Below are 19,969 nucleotides of genomic sequence, written 5' to 3'. Positions count from 1 at the left end.
TTTTTACGTCTGTAATTCGAGCTATGAGGCTCGACTATGCAGAAAACCGTGGCTATAATGTCGCGTCTTGATAAATTTCAACTATGTGCGACGACTGCCAAATTCAGTTACCAAGCCATTTTAGTCGTTTTTTTAGATCAAGAAACGAATACCTTAGTAGTTGAATATTCGACTATTACAAAAAGACGTTTGACATATTTCGAGGTAAAACAATGCAAGTTTCTGTAGAAACAACACAAGGTTTAGAACGCCGTCTAACTATTTCTGTTCCTGCTGAGCAGATCGAGAAAGCCGTTTCAGATAGTTTGAAAAATGAAGCCAAGCGTGCGCGTATTCCTGGTTTTCGACCAGGCAAAGTACCAGTAAGCGTGATCAATAAGCGTTACGGTAGTGCGATTCGTCAAGACATCACTGGTGAAGTGATGCAACGTAATTTTGTTGAAGCTATTATCGCTGAAAAGTTAAATCCTGCAGGTGCACCTACTTTCGTTCCTGGCGAAACTGACGGTGAAAACTTCCAGTTTGTGGCTACTTTCGAGATCTACCCAGAAGTAGAACTAAAAGGTCTAGATGCGATTGAAGTTGAACAACCTAAAGCAGAAGTGACTGATGCTGACGTTGATGCGATGATTGAAACCCTACGTAAGCAACATGCTACGTTTGAAGTCGTTGACCGTGCAGCGGCTGATGGCGACAAGGCGAAAATCGATTTCGTTGGTTCTATCGACGGTGAAGAGTTCGAAGGCGGTAAAGCTGAAGATTTCGAGCTGCAACTGGGTAGTAACCGCATGATCCCTGGTTTTGAATCAGGTGTTGAAGGTCACAAAGCCGGTGAAGAGTTCGACATTGAAGTAACTTTCCCTGAAGATTACCACGCTGAAAACCTGAAAGGTAAAGTTGCTAAGTTTGCAATCACCCTTAAAGAAGTTCAAGCGGCGAATCTACCAGAAGTGAACGATGAGTTTGCTAAGTTGTTTGGTGTTGCTGAAGGTGGCCTAGAGGCACTTAAGGCTGAGATCAGCAAGAACATGAGCCGTGAACTTGAACAAGCGCTAAAAGCGAATGTTAAAGAGCAAGTACTTAACGGTCTGCTTGAGCAAAATGATATCGAACTGCCAAAAGCACTTATCGACGGTGAAGTAAACGTACTGCGTCAGCAAGCGATGCAACGTTTTGGTCAGCAAGCGGCTAACATGCCTGAGCTACCAGCCGATCTATTCACTGAACAAGCTGAGCGCCGCGTAAAAGTGGGTCTACTGCTTGGTGAAGTGATTAAAGCTAACGAGCTAAAAGCTGAAGATGATCGCGTACAAGCGCTAATCGCCTCTATGGCTTCTGCATATGAAGATCCAAGTGAAGTTGTTGAGTATTACAACAACAATCCAGAGATGATGCAGAACATGCGTAACGTTGCATTAGAAGAGCAAGCCGTTGAAGCATTGTTAAAATCTGCGAAAGTGACCGAAAAAGAAGTCAATTTCGAAGAATTTATGAACAAGGCTACCGGTCGCGCATAACCTATGCTTGACTTAAATGGCTATTAGCCATTTATAATGGCTCGTATGAGGCTCCTCATGCGAGCCATTTTTATTTAGGGAAGTTAATAATGCTAAATGCACCAGAATCAGTACTGAATGCACTTGTCCCGATGGTTGTTGAACAAACGGCCAAAGGTGAACGCTCATATGATATCTATTCTCGTCTCTTAAAAGAGCGCGTGATCTTTCTTGTTGGGCAAGTTGAAGAGCACATGGCTAACCTCATTGTTGCTCAACTACTGTTTTTAGAGTCGGAAAGCCCAGACAAAGATATTTATCTTTATATTAATTCTCCAGGTGGCTCGGTCACTGCAGGTATGGCAATTTATGATACTATGCAGTTCATTAAACCGAATGTCAGCACGGTATGTATCGGTCAGGCAGCCAGCATGGGCGCATTTTTGTTAGCCGGTGGCGCCGAAGGTAAACGCCATTGTTTGCCTAACTCGCGGGTGATGATCCATCAGCCACTAGGTGGTTTCCAGGGACAGGCGTCTGATATCGCGATTCATGCGCAAGAGATCTTGGGCATTAAGAATAAATTAAATCAAATGCTGGCCGATCATACAGGTCAACCTTTGGAAGTGATTGAACGTGATACCGATCGTGATAACTTTATGAGCGCCAAAGAGGCCGAAGCCTATGGTCTGGTTGACTCTGTGTTAGATAAACGAAGCTGATAATTGTCCGTTGCTGAGCTATGATCAGTAAAGGTTGTAAGATTAATTGTGCAGTGCCTGACACTGCAAAAGAGGTAAAGTAATGGGCGACAACAAAAGCAACGGTGATAGTGGGAAACTACTGTACTGCTCTTTTTGTGGAAAGAGTCAGCATGAGGTTCGTAAGCTCATTGCTGGTCCTTCTGTGTATGTATGTGATGAGTGTGTCGAGCTTTGCAATGACATCATCCGCGAAGAGATCAGAGAGATATCACCTAAGCCTGAACAAGATAAGCTACCTACACCTCATGATCTCAGAGCACATCTTGATGATTATGTTATCGGTCAGGAAAAAGCGAAAAAAGTGTTGTCGGTTGCAGTATACAACCATTATAAGCGCTTAAAGAATGCTTCTCCTAAAGATGGTGTTGAGTTAGGAAAGAGTAACATCTTGCTGATAGGTCCTACGGGTAGCGGTAAAACCTTATTGGCCGAAACGCTAGCTCGGTTCTTGAATGTTCCGTTTACCATGGCAGACGCAACGACACTGACCGAAGCCGGTTATGTGGGTGAAGATGTTGAAAACATCATCCAGAAATTATTGCAAAAGTGCGACTACGATGTAGAAAAAGCCCAGCGTGGTATCGTCTATATCGATGAGATTGATAAGATCAGCCGTAAGTCAGATAACCCATCGATCACCCGTGATGTGTCTGGTGAAGGTGTGCAGCAAGCTTTGCTCAAGCTGATAGAAGGTACGGTTGCTGCTGTGCCTCCACAAGGCGGCCGTAAGCATCCGCAACAGGAGTTCTTACAGGTTGATACCTCAAAGATCTTATTTATCTGTGGTGGTGCATTTGCGGGCTTAGAGAAAGTAGTTGAGCAACGTTCACAAGTCGGTACCGGTATCGGTTTTGGTGCTGAAGTTAAAGGTGAATCGGATAAGGCTACTATCTCTGATATGTTGATGCAGGTTGAACCTGAAGATTTAGTTAAATACGGTCTGATCCCAGAGTTTATTGGGCGTTTACCAGTATTAGCCACGTTAACTGAACTTGATGATGCTGCGTTAGTACAGATACTATCTGAGCCTAAAAACGCATTAACTAAGCAGTTTGCTGCGCTTTTCGAAATGGAAGGTGTTGAACTTGAGTTTAGAGAGGATGCGTTAAAAGCGATTGCGTTAAAAGCGAAGACCCGTAAAACAGGTGCACGTGGTTTACGTTCAATCGTAGAAGGTTTGTTACTCGATATCATGTACGACTTACCATCACTGGATCACGTCGTCAAAGTCGTTATCGATGAATCTGTGGTAAACGGCGAATCAGACCCCATCTTGATTTATGAGAACACTGAATCTCAAGCGGCTGTTGCCGAACAATAATTGGTCTAACAGAGCAATAAATTATGATTAAGGAGTCCGACGGGCTCCTTTTTTTATGTTTGCCATTGAAACCCATTAATCAACCCCAATATACTCCTTATTATTGTTAGCAACCGGAATCGAGCTATGACCTTAGAGCGTGAAGCGCGAATCGAACTCCCTGTACTGCCGCTGAGAGACGTGGTGGTATATCCTCATATGGTTATTCCCCTGTTTGTTGGTCGGGAAAAATCAATTCGTTGCCTAGAAGCGGCGATGGAGCAAGATAAGCAGATTATTTTAGTAGCACAACGCGATGCTGAACTAGATGAACCAACTAGTGATGATATCTTCGAGGTGGGTACAGTTGCATCAATCCTACAATTACTTAAGTTACCCGACGGCACAGTAAAAGTACTGGTTGAAGGTGGCCAACGTGCTCGCATTGATAAATATACCCAAGAAACTGAATACTTTATTGCTACTGCTGAGTACTTAGAGTCTGATCAAATTGCCGACAAAGAAGAAGAGGTCTTAGTTCGCTCTGCTATCGGTCAATTTGAAGGTTATATCAAGCTCAACAAAAAGATCCCCCCAGAGGTGTTGACCTCGCTGTCAGGTATTGATGAAGCCGCGCGCCTCGCCGATACCATGGCCGCTCATATGCCATTAAAGCTTGAAGACAAACAAACCATTCTCGAGATGGTTAATGTTTCTGAGCGACTCGAATACCTGATGGCCATGATGGAGTCTGAAATCGATCTGTTACAAGTCGAGAAGCGCATTCGTTCTCGCGTTAAAAAACAGATGGAAAAGAGTCAGCGTGAGTATTACCTCAATGAGCAGATGAAGGCGATTCAAAAGGAACTTGGTGATATCGACGAGTCCCATGATGAATTTGAAACCTTAGCGAAAAAAATCGATGAAGCCGGCATGCCTAGCGAGGCAAAAGAGAAAGCCGTTGCTGAGCTAAATAAGCTGAAGATGATGTCGCCAATGTCGGCAGAAGCCACAGTGGTACGCAGCTATGTCGATTGGATGATCTCAGTGCCTTGGAAGCAGCGCTCTAAAATTAAGCGTGACTTAGCCAAAGCACAAGATGTGCTCGATACCGACCATTTTGGCTTGGAAAAAGTCAAAGAGCGCATTTTAGAGTATCTCGCGGTGCAGAGCCGCGTTAAGCAGCTTAAAGGGCCCATTTTATGTTTAGTTGGGCCACCAGGTGTAGGTAAAACCTCGCTGGGTCAGTCCATTGCTAAAGCGACAGGCCGTAAATATGTGCGTGTTGCGCTAGGTGGTGTCCGTGATGAGGCGGAGATCCGTGGACATCGTCGTACCTACATTGGCTCAATGCCGGGGAAAGTGATTCAAAAAATGTCGAAAGTCGGCGTTAAGAATCCGCTGTTCTTGCTCGATGAGATCGATAAAATGAGCTCAGATATGCGTGGTGACCCAGCGTCAGCGTTGCTTGAAGTACTCGATCCTGAGCAAAATGCGACCTTTAGCGATCACTATTTAGAAGTGGATTACGATCTATCCGATGTGATGTTTGTTGCCACCTCTAACTCAATGAATATTCCGGGTCCGTTGCTTGACCGTATGGAGGTGATTCGTCTCTCTGGTTACACCGAAGATGAAAAACTAAACATCGCTAAACAGCACCTATTGCCTAAACAGATTGAGCGTAATGGCCTCAAAGCCAGTGAAGTGACGGTCGATGATAGTGCCATCATCGGTATTATTCGTTATTACACGCGTGAAGCTGGTGTGCGCTCGCTTGAGCGCGAGTTATCTAAGATTTGCCGTAAAGTGGTAAAGACAATCTTACTCGATAAGTCGGTTAAGCATGTCGATGTAAATCAGGAAAACTTGAAATCCTTCCTAGGTGTACAGCGCTTTGATTACGGTAAAGCAGAGTCAAATAACCAAATTGGTCAAGTAACGGGCCTTGCTTGGACCGAAGTGGGTGGTGACTTGCTCACTATTGAAGCCACCTCAGTACCCGGTAAAGGCAAGTTAACTTACACAGGTTCACTGGGTGATGTGATGCAAGAGTCGATTCAGGCCGCAATGACAGTCGTTCGCGCGCGCGCCGAACAGCTAGGCATTAACCCTGATTTTTATGAAAAGCGTGATATTCATGTGCACGTACCTGAAGGCGCGACACCTAAAGATGGTCCATCTGCAGGTGCCGCTATGTGTACGGCATTAGTGTCTAGCTTAACGGGTAACCCTGTACGGGCCGATGTGGCGATGACAGGTGAAATCACCTTGCGTGGTGAAGTCTTACCTATTGGTGGTTTAAAAGAGAAGTTACTTGCAGCCCATCGCGGCGGGACAAAACTGGTGCTTATTCCGAAAGAGAATGAGCGCGATTTAGAAGAAATTCCTGCTAATGTGATTGCCGATCTGGACATTAGACCGGTGCGTTGGGTCGATGAAGTATTGGCTTTGGCGTTAGAACGACCAATCGAAGGCTTTGAAGTTGTTAAAAATTTGGGCTAACGCAAGAAAATACTTATTTGCATTAAAAAAAATGCAAAAAGGGGCTTTCTAAAGTCTTAACCTGTGGTAGCCTAGGTCGGTGGATAGCTTTTTAGCTACAGGCCTTGGCGCTACTGGTTTTTAGCTTATTCCAATTTTATTTCTTAGGTTTTCCTATTTGGCTTGAACTTTAGGATCAAGCTTGTTATAAAAGCCACCGCAGACCGCTCTAGACAAGGATTTGGTTGCGGCGCACAAAATTAAATTCAAGGGGATGACATGAACAAATCTGAACTAATCGAGAAAATCGCATCTGGTGCTGATATTTCTAAAGCGGCAGCTGGCCGTGCTCTAGATTCTTTTATTTCTGCTGTGACAGATGGCCTAAAAGATGGCGATAAAATTTCTCTAGTTGGTTTTGGTACTTTTGAAGTTCGTCAACGTGCAGAGCGCACTGGTCGTAACCCACAAACGGGTAAAGAGATCAAGATTGCAGCGGCAAACATTCCTGCGTTCAAAGCAGGTAAAGCACTTAAAGACGCTGTAAACTAAGACATACTTAGTCAAGGTGGCCTTTGTAAACCTTACATGTCAATAAGCACTGTTTAGGCAGTGCTTTTTACCGAGTAAGTGTTTTGGTAATGCAGTTGTCATTATCATGCCGTTGGCCTAACTTACGTAATGTATAACTAGGTCTGACAATTTACATAGAAGGCGCATCCTATCGAGTGATGCGCCTTTTTATTTTAAGTAACAAGCGAGAAATCTGATGTTAGAAAAGATTCGCGAAGGCTCACAGGGCGTGATTGCAAAAAGCATTCTCGTCCTTGTAATACTATCCTTTGCATTTACTGGCGTGAGTAGCTACTTAGGATCATCATCTGAGCCTGTAGCTGCCACCGTAAACGGCGAAGAGATCAGTAACTCAGCGTTGGAGCAAGCCTATCAAAGCGAGCGTGCTCGATTAGAGCAGCAACTGGGCGAAATGTATGATGCACTTGCCAGTAATGACACTTACTTAGCAAGCGTAAAACAAAGCGTGCTAGAGCGTTTAGTTGCCGACAAGCTTATCGATCAAGCTGCTGTAGATTTAGGATTGACCGTCTCTGATGAGCAGATCAAAAATGCGATTATTAATGAACCAGCCTTTCAAACCGATGGCCAATTTGATAATGACCGTTATCTTGCGCTGATCCGTCAGCTGGGTTATCAAGTCAATAGTTTCCGTGACATGATGCGTGTCGATATGACCCGTCGTCAGTTGGTGGCCTCATTAGTCGGTTCAGAGTTTGTGCTACCAGGTGAAGTCAATTACTTAGCCAATATCCAGGCGCAGACTCGCGATATCCGTTATCACGTTGTCGATGCTACACCGCTATTTGACCAAGTCAGTATCTCTGATGAGGAAGTTGAGAGCTATTATCAAGCTAATCAACATCAATTTGTGCGCCCAGAAACTGTGTCAGTCGATTATATTGAACTGAATGTGGCCGATATGGCCAGTGGACACAGTGTTTCAGACGAAGAAGCTCAAGCCTATTATGATGAGCATCAAGCGCAGTACCTGCAGCCTGAAAAACGTCTTGCTGGACATATCTTAGTTAATTTTGGTGATGATGACGCGGCGGCTAAAGCCAAAGCCGATGCTATCTATGCTAAGTTAGAAGCTGGTGAGGATTTTGCCACCTTAGCCCAAACAGAGTCTGATGATACCTTCAGTGCTGAGCAGGGCGGGCAACTTGATTGGTTTGAACAGGGCGTTATGGATCCCGCTTTCGACAGTGCTTTATTCGCGCTAGATAAAGGTCAGTATTCTGATGTGGTAAGAACCAATTTTGGTTTCCACATCATTAAACTACTCGACGTACAAGCCGGCTCTACTGCATCATTTGATGATGTTAAACAGCAGATTGTCGTCCAGTTGACGGAAAAGAAAGCCGTAGATCAATTTTATGGTCTGCAGCAACGCTTAGCCGATGTGAGCTACGAAGTGCCAGATACCCTGTCTGAAGCCGCTCAAGAAGTGGGTGTAGCAGTTAAGACTAGTCCAGAGTTTTCACGTGATAATGCACCAGAGCCGCTTAATGCGCCTGAAGTGATTAAAGCGGCCTTTTCTGAAACGGTATTGCTCGACGGTATGAACAGCGACGTTATTGAATTAGGTCCAAACCATGTGATGGTGGTACGAGTTAAATCCCATACGCCAGCAGGAACGCTAGCCTTAGAGCAAGTTAAAGCCAGTATTGTTGAGCGCCTGAAGCAAGACAAGGCCAACGATATTGCTCGTGAGCAGGCTCAAACACTGATGACGGCAATCAAAGCCGGTGATAATACTGCTGAGCTAACGACTCAAGTGCAACTGGCGCGTTTCGATCAACGCATTGATAACGCTATTACCACTAAAGCCTTTGAAATGGCGCAGCCAGATGGTGAGCCTGTGGTAGATACCGCCGCCTTGGCCAATGGCTATGCGGTTATCGTGCTCGATAAAGTCAATGCAGCTGAGACTGTCGATGACAACTTGGCCAATGCCATTAAGCAGCGCTTAAATTCACAGTATGCTGAAAGCGATTACCGTGCTGTGATAAGCTTGTTGAAAGCACAAAGCGAAGTGGTTTACAGCCCAGCAGAATAAATTGCAACTTTAATGATAACAAGCCAGAAGAGTGATCTTCTGGCTTTTTTTATGCTGAAAAGTTATCGATGCTAGCGGTATAGATTCAGGCTTACGCTGTGTCATCGTCTCTCTGTTAACGCTATAAGGTTAGGATTTTGTTCTATTGAGTCGCTTTGCTAATAGGAATCGCGTTTTTTTGACGGTGCGAAAACTAACGAGACGAGTGCTTATTTATCGTTTACAACAATAGCGTTGATTAGAATTATATCGCTTAGAGATGGTGCGCAGATGAAGTTAGGAACGCTTAGGCGCCTAGAGGGGGTAAATAAAAAACCACGATAGGCATCGTGGTTTTTTGTTAGAGTGTTTTTTTGCTAGGTACTGTTTTTAGCTGACAGTGTTTCTAGCTTCAGATTATATTGGTTCTACGTCGAAGTTAACTTCAGGATTAACATCGGCATCATAATCAACTGACTCCACGCCGAAACCAAACAGCTTTAAGAACTCTTGTTTATATTCGCGATAATCGGTGAGCTCACAGAGATTTTCTGTGGTGACTAACGGCCATAAGTCACGGCAATGCTGCTGTATCTCCTCTTTGAGCTCCCAATCATCTAGGCGCAGACGATTGGCTTCATCAAGTTGTGGCGCCGTGCCATCCTCGCGGAATAAACGTTCTCTGAACATACGGTTAATCTGCTCTTGGCAACCTTCATGCAGGCCTTCTTCACGCATCTTTTTAAAGACCATCGCGATATACAAGGGCATGACCGGAATAGCTGAGCTGGCTTGAGTGACGACACTCTTAAGCACGGCAACATTGGCACTGCCACCGGTAGCTGATAGCTTGGCGTTAAGTTCATGGGCTGCACGGTCAAGATCCATCTTGGCTTTGCCAAGAGCGCCATGCCAATAGATAGGCCAAGTCAATTCGGTGCCGATATAGCTATAAGCAACGGTCTTACACTTGGGGGCCAATACACCGGCATCGGCTAGGGCGTTAATCCATAACTCCCAATCTTGACCACCCATAACGGTAATGGTGTCTTGGATCTCTTGCTCTGTGGCGGGCTCAACGCTGGTTTCGATAATGATATCTTTGTTGGTATCCACCGCGGTTGCGGTATAGGTTTCCCCTATAGGTTTAAGCGCTGAGCGGATTAATTCGCCGCTATCAGGCAGTTTTCGAACCGGTGAGGCCAGTGAGTAGACCACCATGTCGACTTGGCCAAGATCTTGTTTGATGATCTCAATGGCGCGTTGTTTAGCCTCATGGCTAAAAGCATCACCGTTTAAACTCTTTGAGTATAAGCCAGCTTGTTTAGCAAACTTGTCAAATGCCGCAGAGTTATACCAACCGGCGGTACCTGGTTTGGTTTCGGTTCCTGGTTTTTCAAAAAAGACGCCGAGGGTTGCAGCGCTGCTACCAAAAGCCGCTGCAATACGTGAAGATAGACCATAGCCGCTTGAAGAGCCGATAACCAGTACCTTTTTAGGGCCGTTGGCAACAGGTCCGTTTGCCTTAGTTAGGTTAATTTGCTCAAGTACATTTGCTTCACAGCCGACCGGATGAGTGGTAGTACAAATAAAGCCACGTGTTTTGGGTTTGATTATCATGTTTCTGCTTCTCTTGAAAAAGTGCCATAAGGATAATTAAAGCAAGATGAAATGGCACATGTTTTTTAATAATTAGGCATATAAGCCCTAGTGGTTGGAGCAGTTTAGCGTTTGTAGGAGAACATCGTTTGCTCTTGGATCAGCCGCTGGGTGTATTCATGTTGCGGCGAATTGAATAAATTCTCCGTGGTGGCCTTCTCCACCATTTCACCCTGATGTAACACCATAATTTTGTCGCTAAAATGGCGAATAATGTTCATGTTGTGTGATACAAAAATATAAGACAATCCCATCTCTTGCTGGAGTTTAAGCAACAGATTTAAAATTTGCGATCGCACCGATAGATCCAATGCGGTTAATGCTTCATCGGCAATAATGATTTTTGGGTCTAACATCAAGGCTCTTGCCACCGCGACGCGCTGTTTCATCCCCTCTGAAATCATATGGGGATAAAAATCGGCGTGCTCAGGCAGTAAGCCAACCTTTCTTAAGCGGTCAATCACTTGTGCACGGCGGCTGTGTTTATCTAAGTCGGTATTAAAGCGTAGCGGTTCATCGAGCAGTTCACCCACAGTTAAACTTGGGTTTAATGAAGTATTGGGATCTTGGAAAATCATCCTAATTAACTTGCAACGCTGCTTAAGGTTACGGCTATCAAGGCGTTCACCTTCAAAATAAATCTCCCCCGCGCTGCGCTGCTCTGCGCCCACAAGAATGCGCGCTAGGGTACTCTTACCCGAACCCGTTTCGCCCACAATGGCCAGGGTTTCGCCGCTGTTAAGCTCAAATGATATTGGCCCAAGCGCTTGATTATATTGACGCTTAAAACCTTTGTAGCCAGCAAAAAAGGTTTTACTGAGTTGGCTAACTTTTAGTAAGGGGCTCGTCATGACTTGGCTCATTATAGTAAGGGAAATGACACGCAAAATAGCGATCTTTATGATGGCTCAATTTAGGCTGATTCACACAGTGCTTTTGCGCCTGAGGGCAACGGGGGCCAAGGCGGCAACCAATGGGTTGGTGTTGTAGTGATGGCGCCGAGCCACGCAGAGTTTGCATCATGGTTTTATGCAACTCAGGGTTAGAATAATCAGGGATATTGTCCAGTATCGCTTTGGTATAAGGGTGATATGGCTGAGCAATCACATCGGCGGTGGGGCCAGATTCCATTATTTGGCCACTGTACATGACTGATAAACGGTCGCACCATTGAGATAAGTTTTCTAGCTCGTGGCTAATCAATAAAATCGATACATTATGTAATTGATTTAATTTACTCAGCAGGCGAAATATTTGCGCTTGAGTTCTGACTTCCATGGAGTTGGTCGGCTCGTCGGCGATCAGTAAGCGTGGTTGGTTGGCGACCGCAATGGCAATCATCACTTTTTGGCATTCACCGTCAGACAGCTCCCAGGCGTAGCTTGACATCACTTTTTGGGTTTCTTTAATGCCCACCTTATGTAGCCATTGCCGCGCGGTTTTACGTTTGTCTTGCTCACGTCGCCACCAAGGTAAGGCCTTGTTTTCGGGCATGGCTTCGATAATTTGCACGCCGACCACTATGGTGGGGTCTAAGCTACTAATGGGATCTTGAAAAATCATCGCCATTTCGCTGCCCATTAAGGCGCGGCGCGCTTTAGTGCTCATGTCCAATAAGTTTTGACCATCCCACATCATGCGATCGGCTTGTATTGTCCAATTATGCCCAGGGATCCCCATAATGGCTTTTGCCAGCAAGGTTCGCCCCGAACCAGATTCTCCCAGAAGACCATGAATTTCACCCGGGTTAAGGGTTAAGCTTACCCGCTCTAGTGCCTTCACCCGGCCGTGGGGCGTATCGAGTTCGATGGTGAGGTTTCTAATGTCCAATAATGGCATGTTGGTTTCTCATTAATGGCGAATGGGTGAAAGTGCAGAGCGCAGACCGTCGCCAACGAGGTTAATCGCCAGTACACTGCATAAGATGGCTACGCCAGGGATGCTGACGGTCCATGGCGCCGTTAAGAGGTTATCTAACCCTTGTGCCACCATAGCGCCCCATTCAGGGCTCGGTGCTTGTGCCCCCAGATTTAAGAAACCTAAGGCGGCGATATCCAAAATAGCTGCTGAAATACCTAAGGTGGTTTGAATAATCATGGTGTCTAAAATATTCGGTAAAATCACATACCAAAAAATCTGTAGTGGGTTGGCCCCATCGAGCCTTGCGGCGGTCACATACTCTTTTTGCAGCTCTTCATGTACCGCTTGGTGGATAGCCCTGACAAATTGAGGCGTTAATGCAATACCTACCGCCCAAAATACATTGCCCAGTCCAGGTCCGGTGACAGCCACCACTAATATTGCCATTAATAACGAGGGGATAGACAGTAATGCGTCGAGTAAATGACTCAATATACTCGATTTTAAGCCCGTCATCATGCCCGAAATAGAGCCTATTACAAAGCCTATCACCAAGGCCGTGGCGACAATAGCCAGTGCCATGCCAAAGGTCAGGTGCGCCCCATGCAGCAACCTGCTAAAGATGTCTCTGCCCAGATCGTCGGTTCCCAAAAAGTGTTCAACCGTGCCAGCAGGATCCCAAGAGGGAGGTAGCAATAAAGCTTGCGGATCCTGATGTGCGGCTGAAAATGGCGCGATAATTGGTCCAAATAATGCCAGTAATATGAGGCAGCAAATCGCCCAAAAACCGGCAAATGCAAATGGGTTGTCAGTAAACGCATTCCAGATGCGTCTCAGAGGTGAGGGGATATGGCCTACCTGATAAATTTTAATGGGCGGCATAGAGTTCTTTCCTACTGAGCGGGTTGATCGCCGTATGTAACACTTCAATTAAGATACTTAAAAAGATAATGATCATTGCTACCGCTAAAATCCCCCCTTGGATCACGGTATAATCTCGCTGGTAGATCCCCGATACCAGCCAAGCACCGACCCCTGGCCAGCTAAAAATTACTTCAACTACAATCGCGTAACTGGCAAATGCCCCGAGCATCAGTCCCATATTTTTAAGTAGTGGGATAAAGGCATTGGGCAGTGCATGGCGTATCACTATGGTATAGGTTCTCAGGTCCCGAGCTTCGGCGGCTTTAATATAGGTTTTTTCCATAATCGACATCATGGCACTTCGGGTGATGCGCACCACCACAGTAAAAGGCAGTACGGCCAAGGTGACCGCGGGTAATACAATGTGTTGTAAGGCGTCGATAAACGCCGACCAAGCATATTGAGAGTCCCATAACAAGATATCGATCAGCAGAAAACCCGTCACCGGTTTTATCTCGTAAAGCAGGTTGATTTGACCTGAGATGGGTAGCCAGCCTAAGCGCACGCCAAACCACAGTGACAGACTCAGTCCCAGCCAGAAGACCGGAATTGAATAGCCAGTTAAGGTGATCGCCATAATGGTATGTTGGGTTATTTTATGTTGACTTAACGACGCTAAAACTCCTAGAGGGATCCCGAGTAGTAGTGCAATCGCACCAGCGACAAAGGCCAATTCGAAGCTGGCGCTGAGCACGGCGGTTAATTCATTAGACACCGGATTTTGCGAGGTAACAGAGATCCCTAAGTTTCCCGATAAACGCTGCTCTAAATAAGCAATAAATTGGCTGATTTGGCCTTGGTCGAGACGATAAGCTGCATTGATGCTGGCTTGTTCTTCCGTGGTGGGAGCTTGAATGCCAGTGAGGGCGACGGTGTGTTCGACCGGAAACTGTGCGGTGACACTAAACATCACCATAAACAGCACCAGTGATGTCGCAAGAAATAGATTTAAGCGGCGAGCAAGATAGCGTGCCATCAGTTTGGCTCCTCAATAGCCACAATGGCCGGTGTCACCTTAGTGGTATTGGTGAAAGAGATCCCCCCAAACGGGGTTAACTTAGACTGAGTTATCCGTTTTTGTTTGACTACCATGCGGGTGGCGTGTGCAAAAGGCAACATTGGAACTTGCTCGGCAATATATTGCTCAGCCTGTTGGTATAAGGCTGTGCGCGTAACGCGATCCGTAGTCGACCTAGCCGTCTGTAGAATACGGTCAAATTCTGGTGAGCACCAACGTGAGCGGTTACTGTTAGAATTTACCGATGCGCAACTCAAAATGGGGGTGAAAAAATTGTCCGGATCGCTGTTATCGGCGTTCCATCCAATGAGTACCGAATCATAATTTTGGCCACTCAGTTTTTGGTTAAACACACTCCAATCGTAACTGACTATGTTGACCTTCACCCCAATACGCGCCAAATCGGCTTGAATTAATTCAGCGGTTTTGTGGGCATTAGGGTTATAAATTCGTGCTACCGGCATTGCCCAGATATCGATGCTTAAGTCACTGATGCCAGCATCGCTAAGTAATTTACGTGCTTTTTCCGGGTTATAGTCGATTAGGCTTTTATTGGTTGAATAGGCCCATGATAACGGGGGCAGCAGACCAACGGCTTCTACGGCCGTTTGATGGTATACCGCCCGCAGGATATTTTCTTTATCCACTGCATGGGCTAATGCTTGGCGCACCCGCACATCGTTAAAGGGAATACGTTCGGTATTAAATGCCCAAAAAGCCACATTAAAACCCGGGATGGAATCGACCTCTAAATTGGGCTTATCGATCACTACGGGTAACTCTCCAGCTTTAGGCAGCGCAGAAATGTTACAGTCGCCTGTAATGAGCTTCGCCAGTCGTGTGGTACTTTTGGGGGTAATATCAAAGACTAGTTGCTCAACTTCGGGAGTTAGGCGCCAGTAATGATGGTTGCGATAATAGCGAATAAAATCATTTTTGACATAGTCGACTAGCCTAAAAGGACCAGTACCAATCGCCAGTTTATCGACGAGTTCAGGTTCGCCGGCCTGCAGTTGTTGCTGCGCATACTCTTGTGACAAGATGACGGCAAACCCAGTGGCGAGGTTAGATAAAAATGAGGCGTCTTTTTGTGTCAGGTGAAAAGCAACTTGATAGTCGTTTATTTTCTCAATGTTGTCGATTAAATCAGAAAAGCCAATGCTTTGGAAAAAAGGGTAACCTGTTTTAGCCACATCATGATACGGGTGAGTGCTATCGATAATACGGTTAAATGAAAACAGGACATCATCGGCGTTGAAATTACGCGTTGGGGTAAAGATGTTTGAGTGATGGAAACGCACCCCAGTGCGTAACGAAAAAGTGTACACGCGCTCATCGTCACTGATAGTCCAGGCGGTGGCTAAAGAGGGGACTAACTGCCCTGATGTCGCATCATAATCGACCAGTCCATCATAGAGTTGCTGTGAAGTGGCATCGATTGTGGTGCCAGAGGTTACTAATTGTGGATTGAAAGACTCTGGATTACCTTCAGAACAATAAACCAGGCCAGAAGGAACACGAGAAGGACCACAGGCTGCTAATAGGGGGATAACGCAGCAAAGAACCAATCCTAACGTGAGACGCTTAAGCAGCTCTGTCATCAGTAGATGTAATCGTTGTTTGAATGAATAATTTCATTTTAACAGTGCTACAGAGCTAGGAGCAAACTTCATCTGCGTTAAGCGAGATTTATTTATCCAATAAATTGTATTTTTTCAAAATTCCTCGCAGTTGATGGTAACTGAGACCCAGCAATTCGGCCGTTTTTTTCTGGTTGTATTGCCCCGCATCTAAGGCTTTACTGAGTAACTGCACTTCATGGGATTCGCAGTGTTCTTTAAAGTCTAACGGAAACTCAATTGCGGCAGCCTTGTGTGGTTGCGGCGCTGATTCAGGCTCAGGCTCAAGTGGGGCGACAGGCGTCGCATTGGGCTGCGGTATAGCTTGGCGCGAAGTGGTTTTTACTCTGTGCATTGGGCGGTAGGGTGAAGCAAAGGGATCAATGACGATATTATCAATCGCGGTATGCAGATCCGTATTACGATAAACGCTGCGCTCAACCACGTTTTTGAGTTCACGAATATTGCCCGGCCAATCATATTGCATTAATTGCTCGACAGCGCGGGGGGAGAAACCGTCAAACAGTTCATGTTTTAATTGCCGCGCCATGCCGATAGCAAAGTATTCTGCCAGCGGCATAATATCTTCGGGGCGATGACGCAGTGGCGGTAAGGTGATCACATCAAAGGCTAAGCGATCTAGCAGATCTGGTCTAAATTCTCCGGCTTGGGCAAGTGAAGGCAGATCTTCATTGGCGGCGCAGATTAAGCGCACATCGGTTTGTACCGTTTTACTGCCGCCCACTCGTTCAAATTCACCGTACTCAATGACTCTGAGTAGCTTCTCTTGTATGAGTCCTGAGGTGTTGGCCAATTCATCTAAAAAAAGTGTGCCGCCATCGGCGCGCTCGAAGCGACCTTCATGCTTTTTATTGGCACCGGTAAATGCACCAGCATCATGGCCAAAGAGTTCACTTTCCAGTAAGTTCTCACTCAAGGAGGAGCAGTTAAGTTTGATAAAATTGTGTTCCCAGCGCGTTGACAGGTAGTGCAATCGCTCGGCGATGAGTTCCTTACCCGTGCCACGTTCCCCAATAATAAGTACGGGTTTGGATAAGGGGGCAACTTTTGAAACGTGCTCTAGTACTTCCAATAACGCATTCGATTGGCCGATCAGATTATCTTGTTGGAATTGATTCGCCACGATAAGTTTTAGCCTTTCACACTAATAATTGGTGAAATTTATAATATGTGGCCGCGGTTACAAAATAAAGCAAAAGTTAAAATAATGTTTAAGTGTCTGTATTGTAATGAATATCAAAAGTTGGCACACTAAATGTATTATTCTTTGCGACACCAACGTTAATTTAGAGGACAGTATTATGGGCATTTTCTCTCGCTTCGCAGATATCATCAATTCTAATATCAGCGCGCTACTCGATAAGGCCGAAGATCCAGAAAAAATGGTGCGCTTGATCATCCAGGAGATGGAAGACACCTTAGTCGAAGTACGTTCAACTTCAGCTAAAGTGCTTGCAGAGAAAAAAGAGATCCTGCGTCGTATCGCCAAAGTGCAAGAGCAGGTACATGATTGGCAAGATAAAGCTGAGCTAGCGTTATCGAAAGATCGCGAAGATTTAGCCAAAGCGGCATTACTGGAAAAGCAGAAAGCCAGCGAACTGGCAGCTACGCTTGAAAAAGAGTTAATGGTCGTTGAAGAGCACATTGCTCGCCTCAAAGAGGAAGTGAATCTGCTACAAGAAAAGCTAGCCGATGCTAAAGCACGTCAAAAGACCATTATCATGCGCAAGCAGACCGCCTCTTCTCGTTTAGAAGTAAAGCGTCAGCTTGATTCAAGTAAAATTGATAATGCGATGAGCAAATTTGAGCAATATGAGCGCCGTGTCGAAGGGTTAGAGTCACAAGTTGAGTCTTACGACTTGGGTAATCAAAAGACACTTAATGATGAGTTCGCCGCTTTAGAAGCCGAAGATTCAGTCAACGCCGAGTTGGAAGCCTTAAAAGCCAAGGTTAAAGCCAGCAACGCGAAAAAACAGACGACTAAAACAACTAAATAGAAACGATTCAGAGGTGAGTTATGGATATGGATTTATTAATAGCCCCGATCATCATCTTCATGATAGTGGTGGCACCCATTTGGCTGATCCTACATTACCGTAGTAAACGCCAAGTGAGCCAAGGACTCACTGAAGAAGAGTTTACTCAGCTAAATGAGTTAATTAGCAAAGCCGATAAAATGGCCCAACGCATAGAAACCTTGGAAGCTATTTTAGACAGCGAGGCGCCACAATGGAGGCATCGAGATGAGCGCATCTAATGGACGTCCCTTATATCGCATTCCCGAATCAGGCAAAATCGCTGGGGTCTGCGCCGGCATAGCCGATTACTTTAACTTCGAAACCTGGTTAGTCAGGGTGGTGGCAGCATCGATATTTTTACTTGGGGGATCGGGCATCATCTTTATCATCTATGTGCTACTGTGGATGATATTAGATATCAAGCCTGGCAGCACAAAGAACAAACACCAGCATAAAGAGATTGAGGTTAAAAAGAAGGTCTGGCAGGCTGGCGAACCCGCTAAGGCAGCGTTACGGGATGTCAGCAGCCAATTTAGACAATTAGAGGTAAGGCTTCAACAGCTTGAACGTCATGTCACCTCTGATAGTTTCGATCTCAAACGGGAGATCAACAACCTGTAAGCTTGACTCATCATGACTTACATAAGGCATAAGGGCGGTGAATACCGCCCTTAAACATGGCTACGATTCGAATACGGATATTATAGGGGCCAAGATAGGTGCTATGAACTCACTCAATCGCTCACTTCATAAGCTATCACAACAGTCAAAATCTTTGGTCAAACGAACCACAGACAATCATGTACGCCTAGCGGTAACGGGTTTGTCTGGCGCAGGCAAAACCGCTTTTATCACCGGATTAGTGAATCAACTCCTGCACAGTGGTACCGTTGGGCAACATAATGCGTTGCCCTTGTGGCAAGTGGCGCGAGATGAGCGCCTTTATGGGGTAAAGCGCACCTTACAGCCCGATATGACCATTGCCAGTTTTGATTACGAAGGCGCCATGGCGGCCTTAACCTCTAGTGAACCTCACTGGCCAGCGTCCACGCGTAATATCAGTGAGCTGAGGTTAGCGATTAAATACCAGCCGCAAAAAGGGCTGCTGGCAAAACTGACTGACCATAGCACCTTATATGTTGATATTGTTGACTACCCAGGTGAGTGGTTACTCGATTTACCTATGTTAAAACTCACCTATCCACAGTGGTGTCAGCGTCAAAGTCTGCGTAGCAGCTTGTTGTCGCTTAGCGAGTATTATACGCCCTTTATCGACGCTTGCGCCGAGCTGCCTTTAGCATCACCGGCGCAAGAGCTGCAACTCAAACAGGTGTCGAGCCTGTATCAACAACTGCTGTGTGACAGTGTACATACCCATGGGTTTTATAATGCCCAACCTGGACGCATGTTATTGCCAGGTGAGCTGGCCGATACGCCAGTGTTAGCGTTTTTTCCTCTACTCGGCTTAAGTGAGGGGCAGTGCGATGCATTAGAAAAAAGCCCTAAAGACTCCTATTACCATGTACTTAAAAAACGTTATCACAGCTATGTAATCCAGGTTGTTAAACCCTTCTACCGCGATTACTTTGGCAAGTTTGACCGTCAATTATTATTAGTTGACTGTTTTACGCCGCTTAATCGCGGTAAAGCGCAGTTTGATGATATGAGTCAGGCGCTAGACGGCATCATGGCTAGCTTTCATTTTGGTCAATCTAACTTATTGAAAAGGCTCTTTTCTCCTCGTATTGATAAGCTGTTATTTGCTGCCAGTAAAGTGGACCATATTACCCGCGATCAGCAGGGTAATGTGTTATCGCTATTGACCCAGCTGGTTAACCGCAGTCAGCAACATGCTAAGTTTGAAGGTTGCGATGTTGAGGTGATGGCGATCAGTGCTATAAAAGCCACACAACATGGCATGGTGCAAGTTGACACTAAACAGATAGAGGTGGTTAAGGGACGCGATATGGCAAGTGGTAAAGCGGTCACTTTGTTTCCTGGCGAAGTCCCCAAGCAGCTGCCTCGCAGTGAATTTTGGCAGCAACAAGGGTTTGAATTTGTTAATTTTGCGCCGCCTCAAATCGCCAGTACTGCTAAGGATGTGCATTTTGAGCATATTCGCTTAGATCACCTATTGCAGTATTTAATTGGCGATAAGCTAACTTAGCTATCCCTGATTTACATCTTGATTG

The 19,969-nt window shown here is 45.7% G+C and carries 17 protein-coding genes; 10 read left to right on the top strand and 7 right to left on the bottom strand.

Annotated features, from left to right (window positions below):
- Window positions 1-212 precede the first annotated feature (212 nt).
- The 6 genes from tig to AC5YBZ_RS11100 all read left to right on the top strand — a co-directional run bounded on the left by tig (window position 213) and on the right by AC5YBZ_RS11100 (window position 8,679).
- Window positions 213-1,517, top strand: coding sequence for a trigger factor (gene tig, locus AC5YBZ_RS11125; protein ID WP_494521406.1), 1,305 nt, complete (start codon window positions 213-215; stop codon window positions 1,515-1,517).
- An 89-nt stretch (window positions 1,518-1,606) separates the two neighbouring features.
- A complete protein-coding gene (clpP, locus tag AC5YBZ_RS11120) occupies window positions 1,607-2,218 on the top strand; it encodes an ATP-dependent Clp endopeptidase proteolytic subunit ClpP (protein ID WP_110456621.1) in 612 nt (203 codons plus the stop codon).
- Window positions 2,219-2,300: 82 nt separating this feature from the next.
- Window positions 2,301-3,581: an ATP-dependent protease ATP-binding subunit ClpX gene (gene clpX, locus AC5YBZ_RS11115; RefSeq protein WP_494521407.1), complete on the top strand. Its 1,281-nt coding sequence runs from the start codon at window positions 2,301-2,303 to the stop codon at window positions 3,579-3,581.
- 126 nt (window positions 3,582-3,707) lie between these two features.
- Window positions 3,708-6,065 carry an endopeptidase La gene (lon, locus tag AC5YBZ_RS11110; protein WP_494521408.1) on the top strand — a complete coding sequence of 786 codons (2,358 nt, stop codon included), beginning with the start codon at window positions 3,708-3,710 and terminating at the stop codon, window positions 6,063-6,065.
- Between the two features lie 258 nt (window positions 6,066-6,323).
- Window positions 6,324-6,596, top strand: a complete 273-nt coding sequence (locus tag AC5YBZ_RS11105) for an HU family DNA-binding protein (protein WP_011866302.1) — start codon at window positions 6,324-6,326, stop codon at window positions 6,594-6,596.
- Window positions 6,597-6,813: 217 nt separating this feature from the next.
- Complete coding sequence (locus AC5YBZ_RS11100) at window positions 6,814-8,679, top strand: SurA N-terminal domain-containing protein (protein WP_494523694.1); 1,866 nt, start codon at window positions 6,814-6,816, stop codon at window positions 8,677-8,679.
- 396 nt (window positions 8,680-9,075) lie between these two features.
- On the opposite strand, the gene fabV is transcribed toward AC5YBZ_RS11100, so the two are convergent.
- The 7 genes from fabV to pspF form a co-directional block, all read right to left on the bottom strand.
- Entirely contained in the window at window positions 9,076-10,278 is a 1,203-nt protein-coding gene (fabV, locus tag AC5YBZ_RS11095; protein WP_494542910.1) for an enoyl-ACP reductase FabV, read from the bottom strand.
- A 104-nt stretch (window positions 10,279-10,382) separates the two neighbouring features.
- Window positions 10,383-11,168 carry a peptide ABC transporter ATP-binding protein gene (locus AC5YBZ_RS11090; protein WP_494521411.1) on the bottom strand — a complete coding sequence of 262 codons (786 nt, stop codon included), beginning with the start codon at window positions 11,166-11,168 and terminating at the stop codon, window positions 10,383-10,385.
- Complete coding sequence (locus tag AC5YBZ_RS11085; protein ID WP_475514306.1) at window positions 11,143-12,156, bottom strand: oligopeptide/dipeptide ABC transporter ATP-binding protein; 1,014 nt, start codon at window positions 12,154-12,156, stop codon at window positions 11,143-11,145. The genes AC5YBZ_RS11090 and AC5YBZ_RS11085 overlap by 26 nt, the downstream gene beginning before the upstream one ends.
- Window positions 12,157-12,168: 12 nt before the next feature.
- Window positions 12,169-13,059: an ABC transporter permease subunit gene (locus AC5YBZ_RS11080; RefSeq protein WP_494542909.1), complete on the bottom strand. Its 891-nt coding sequence runs from the start codon at window positions 13,057-13,059 to the stop codon at window positions 12,169-12,171.
- Window positions 13,046-14,077, bottom strand: coding sequence for an ABC transporter permease (locus AC5YBZ_RS11075; RefSeq protein WP_494542908.1), 1,032 nt, complete (start codon window positions 14,075-14,077; stop codon window positions 13,046-13,048). The genes AC5YBZ_RS11080 and AC5YBZ_RS11075 overlap by 14 nt, the downstream gene beginning before the upstream one ends.
- Entirely contained in the window at window positions 14,077-15,720 is a 1,644-nt protein-coding gene (locus tag AC5YBZ_RS11070) for an ABC transporter substrate-binding protein (protein WP_494542907.1), read from the bottom strand. Before AC5YBZ_RS11070 ends, AC5YBZ_RS11075 begins: the two co-directional genes overlap by 1 nt.
- Before the next feature lie 88 nt (window positions 15,721-15,808).
- A complete protein-coding gene (gene pspF, locus AC5YBZ_RS11065; RefSeq protein ID WP_494521415.1) occupies window positions 15,809-16,882 on the bottom strand; it encodes a phage shock protein operon transcriptional activator in 1,074 nt (357 codons plus the stop codon).
- A 178-nt stretch (window positions 16,883-17,060) separates the two neighbouring features.
- Between pspF and pspA the strand changes: the two genes are divergently transcribed.
- The 4 genes from pspA (at window position 17,061) to AC5YBZ_RS11045 (ending at window position 19,944) form a co-directional block, all read left to right on the top strand.
- Window positions 17,061-17,756, top strand: a complete 696-nt coding sequence (pspA, locus tag AC5YBZ_RS11060) for a phage shock protein PspA (protein ID WP_494521611.1) — start codon at window positions 17,061-17,063, stop codon at window positions 17,754-17,756.
- A 20-nt stretch (window positions 17,757-17,776) separates the two neighbouring features.
- Window positions 17,777-18,016 (top strand): envelope stress response membrane protein PspB, encoded by a 240-nt coding sequence (gene pspB, locus AC5YBZ_RS11055; RefSeq protein WP_110456720.1) that lies wholly within the window; start codon window positions 17,777-17,779, stop codon window positions 18,014-18,016.
- The gene (gene pspC / locus AC5YBZ_RS11050; protein WP_475514302.1) at window positions 18,003-18,398 is read left to right on the top strand and encodes an envelope stress response membrane protein PspC; all 396 of its coding nucleotides are present in this window, start codon (window positions 18,003-18,005) and stop codon (window positions 18,396-18,398) included. The genes pspB and pspC overlap by 14 nt, the downstream gene beginning before the upstream one ends.
- Window positions 18,399-18,501: 103 nt before the next feature.
- Complete coding sequence (locus AC5YBZ_RS11045; RefSeq protein WP_494521416.1) at window positions 18,502-19,944, top strand: YcjX family GTP-binding protein; 1,443 nt, start codon at window positions 18,502-18,504, stop codon at window positions 19,942-19,944.
- Window positions 19,945-19,969 lie beyond the last annotated feature (25 nt).

Source organism: Shewanella sp. 553, assembly GCF_059338375.1.
This window is presented reverse-complemented; position numbering and strand designations above follow the sequence as displayed.

What these genes read in the sequence shown, in the direction of transcription:
- tig (WP_494521406.1), top strand. Translation starts at nt 213, where the DNA reads ATGCAAGTTTCTGTAGAAACAACACAAGGTTTAGAACGCCGTCTAACT.
- clpP (WP_110456621.1), top strand. Translation starts at nt 1,607, where the DNA reads ATGCTAAATGCACCAGAATCAGTACTGAATGCACTTGTCCCGATGGTT.
- clpX (WP_494521407.1), top strand. Translation starts at nt 2,301, where the DNA reads ATGGGCGACAACAAAAGCAACGGTGATAGTGGGAAACTACTGTACTGC.
- lon (WP_494521408.1), top strand. Translation starts at nt 3,708, where the DNA reads ATGACCTTAGAGCGTGAAGCGCGAATCGAACTCCCTGTACTGCCGCTG.
- AC5YBZ_RS11105 (WP_011866302.1), top strand. Translation starts at nt 6,324, where the DNA reads ATGAACAAATCTGAACTAATCGAGAAAATCGCATCTGGTGCTGATATT.
- AC5YBZ_RS11100 (WP_494523694.1), top strand. Translation starts at nt 6,814, where the DNA reads ATGTTAGAAAAGATTCGCGAAGGCTCACAGGGCGTGATTGCAAAAAGC.
- fabV (WP_494542910.1), bottom strand. Translation starts at nt 10,278, where the DNA reads ATGATAATCAAACCCAAAACACGTGGCTTTATTTGTACTACCACTCAT.
- AC5YBZ_RS11090 (WP_494521411.1), bottom strand. Translation starts at nt 11,168, where the DNA reads ATGACGAGCCCCTTACTAAAAGTTAGCCAACTCAGTAAAACCTTTTTT.
- AC5YBZ_RS11085 (WP_475514306.1), bottom strand. Translation starts at nt 12,156, where the DNA reads ATGCCATTATTGGACATTAGAAACCTCACCATCGAACTCGATACGCCC.
- AC5YBZ_RS11080 (WP_494542909.1), bottom strand. Translation starts at nt 13,059, where the DNA reads ATGCCGCCCATTAAAATTTATCAGGTAGGCCATATCCCCTCACCTCTG.
- AC5YBZ_RS11075 (WP_494542908.1), bottom strand. Translation starts at nt 14,077, where the DNA reads ATGGCACGCTATCTTGCTCGCCGCTTAAATCTATTTCTTGCGACATCA.
- AC5YBZ_RS11070 (WP_494542907.1), bottom strand. Translation starts at nt 15,720, where the DNA reads ATGACAGAGCTGCTTAAGCGTCTCACGTTAGGATTGGTTCTTTGCTGC.
- pspA (WP_494521611.1), top strand. Translation starts at nt 17,061, where the DNA reads ATGGGCATTTTCTCTCGCTTCGCAGATATCATCAATTCTAATATCAGC.
- pspB (WP_110456720.1), top strand. Translation starts at nt 17,777, where the DNA reads ATGGATATGGATTTATTAATAGCCCCGATCATCATCTTCATGATAGTG.
- pspC (WP_475514302.1), top strand. Translation starts at nt 18,003, where the DNA reads ATGAGCGCATCTAATGGACGTCCCTTATATCGCATTCCCGAATCAGGC.
- AC5YBZ_RS11045 (WP_494521416.1), top strand. Translation starts at nt 18,502, where the DNA reads ATGAACTCACTCAATCGCTCACTTCATAAGCTATCACAACAGTCAAAA.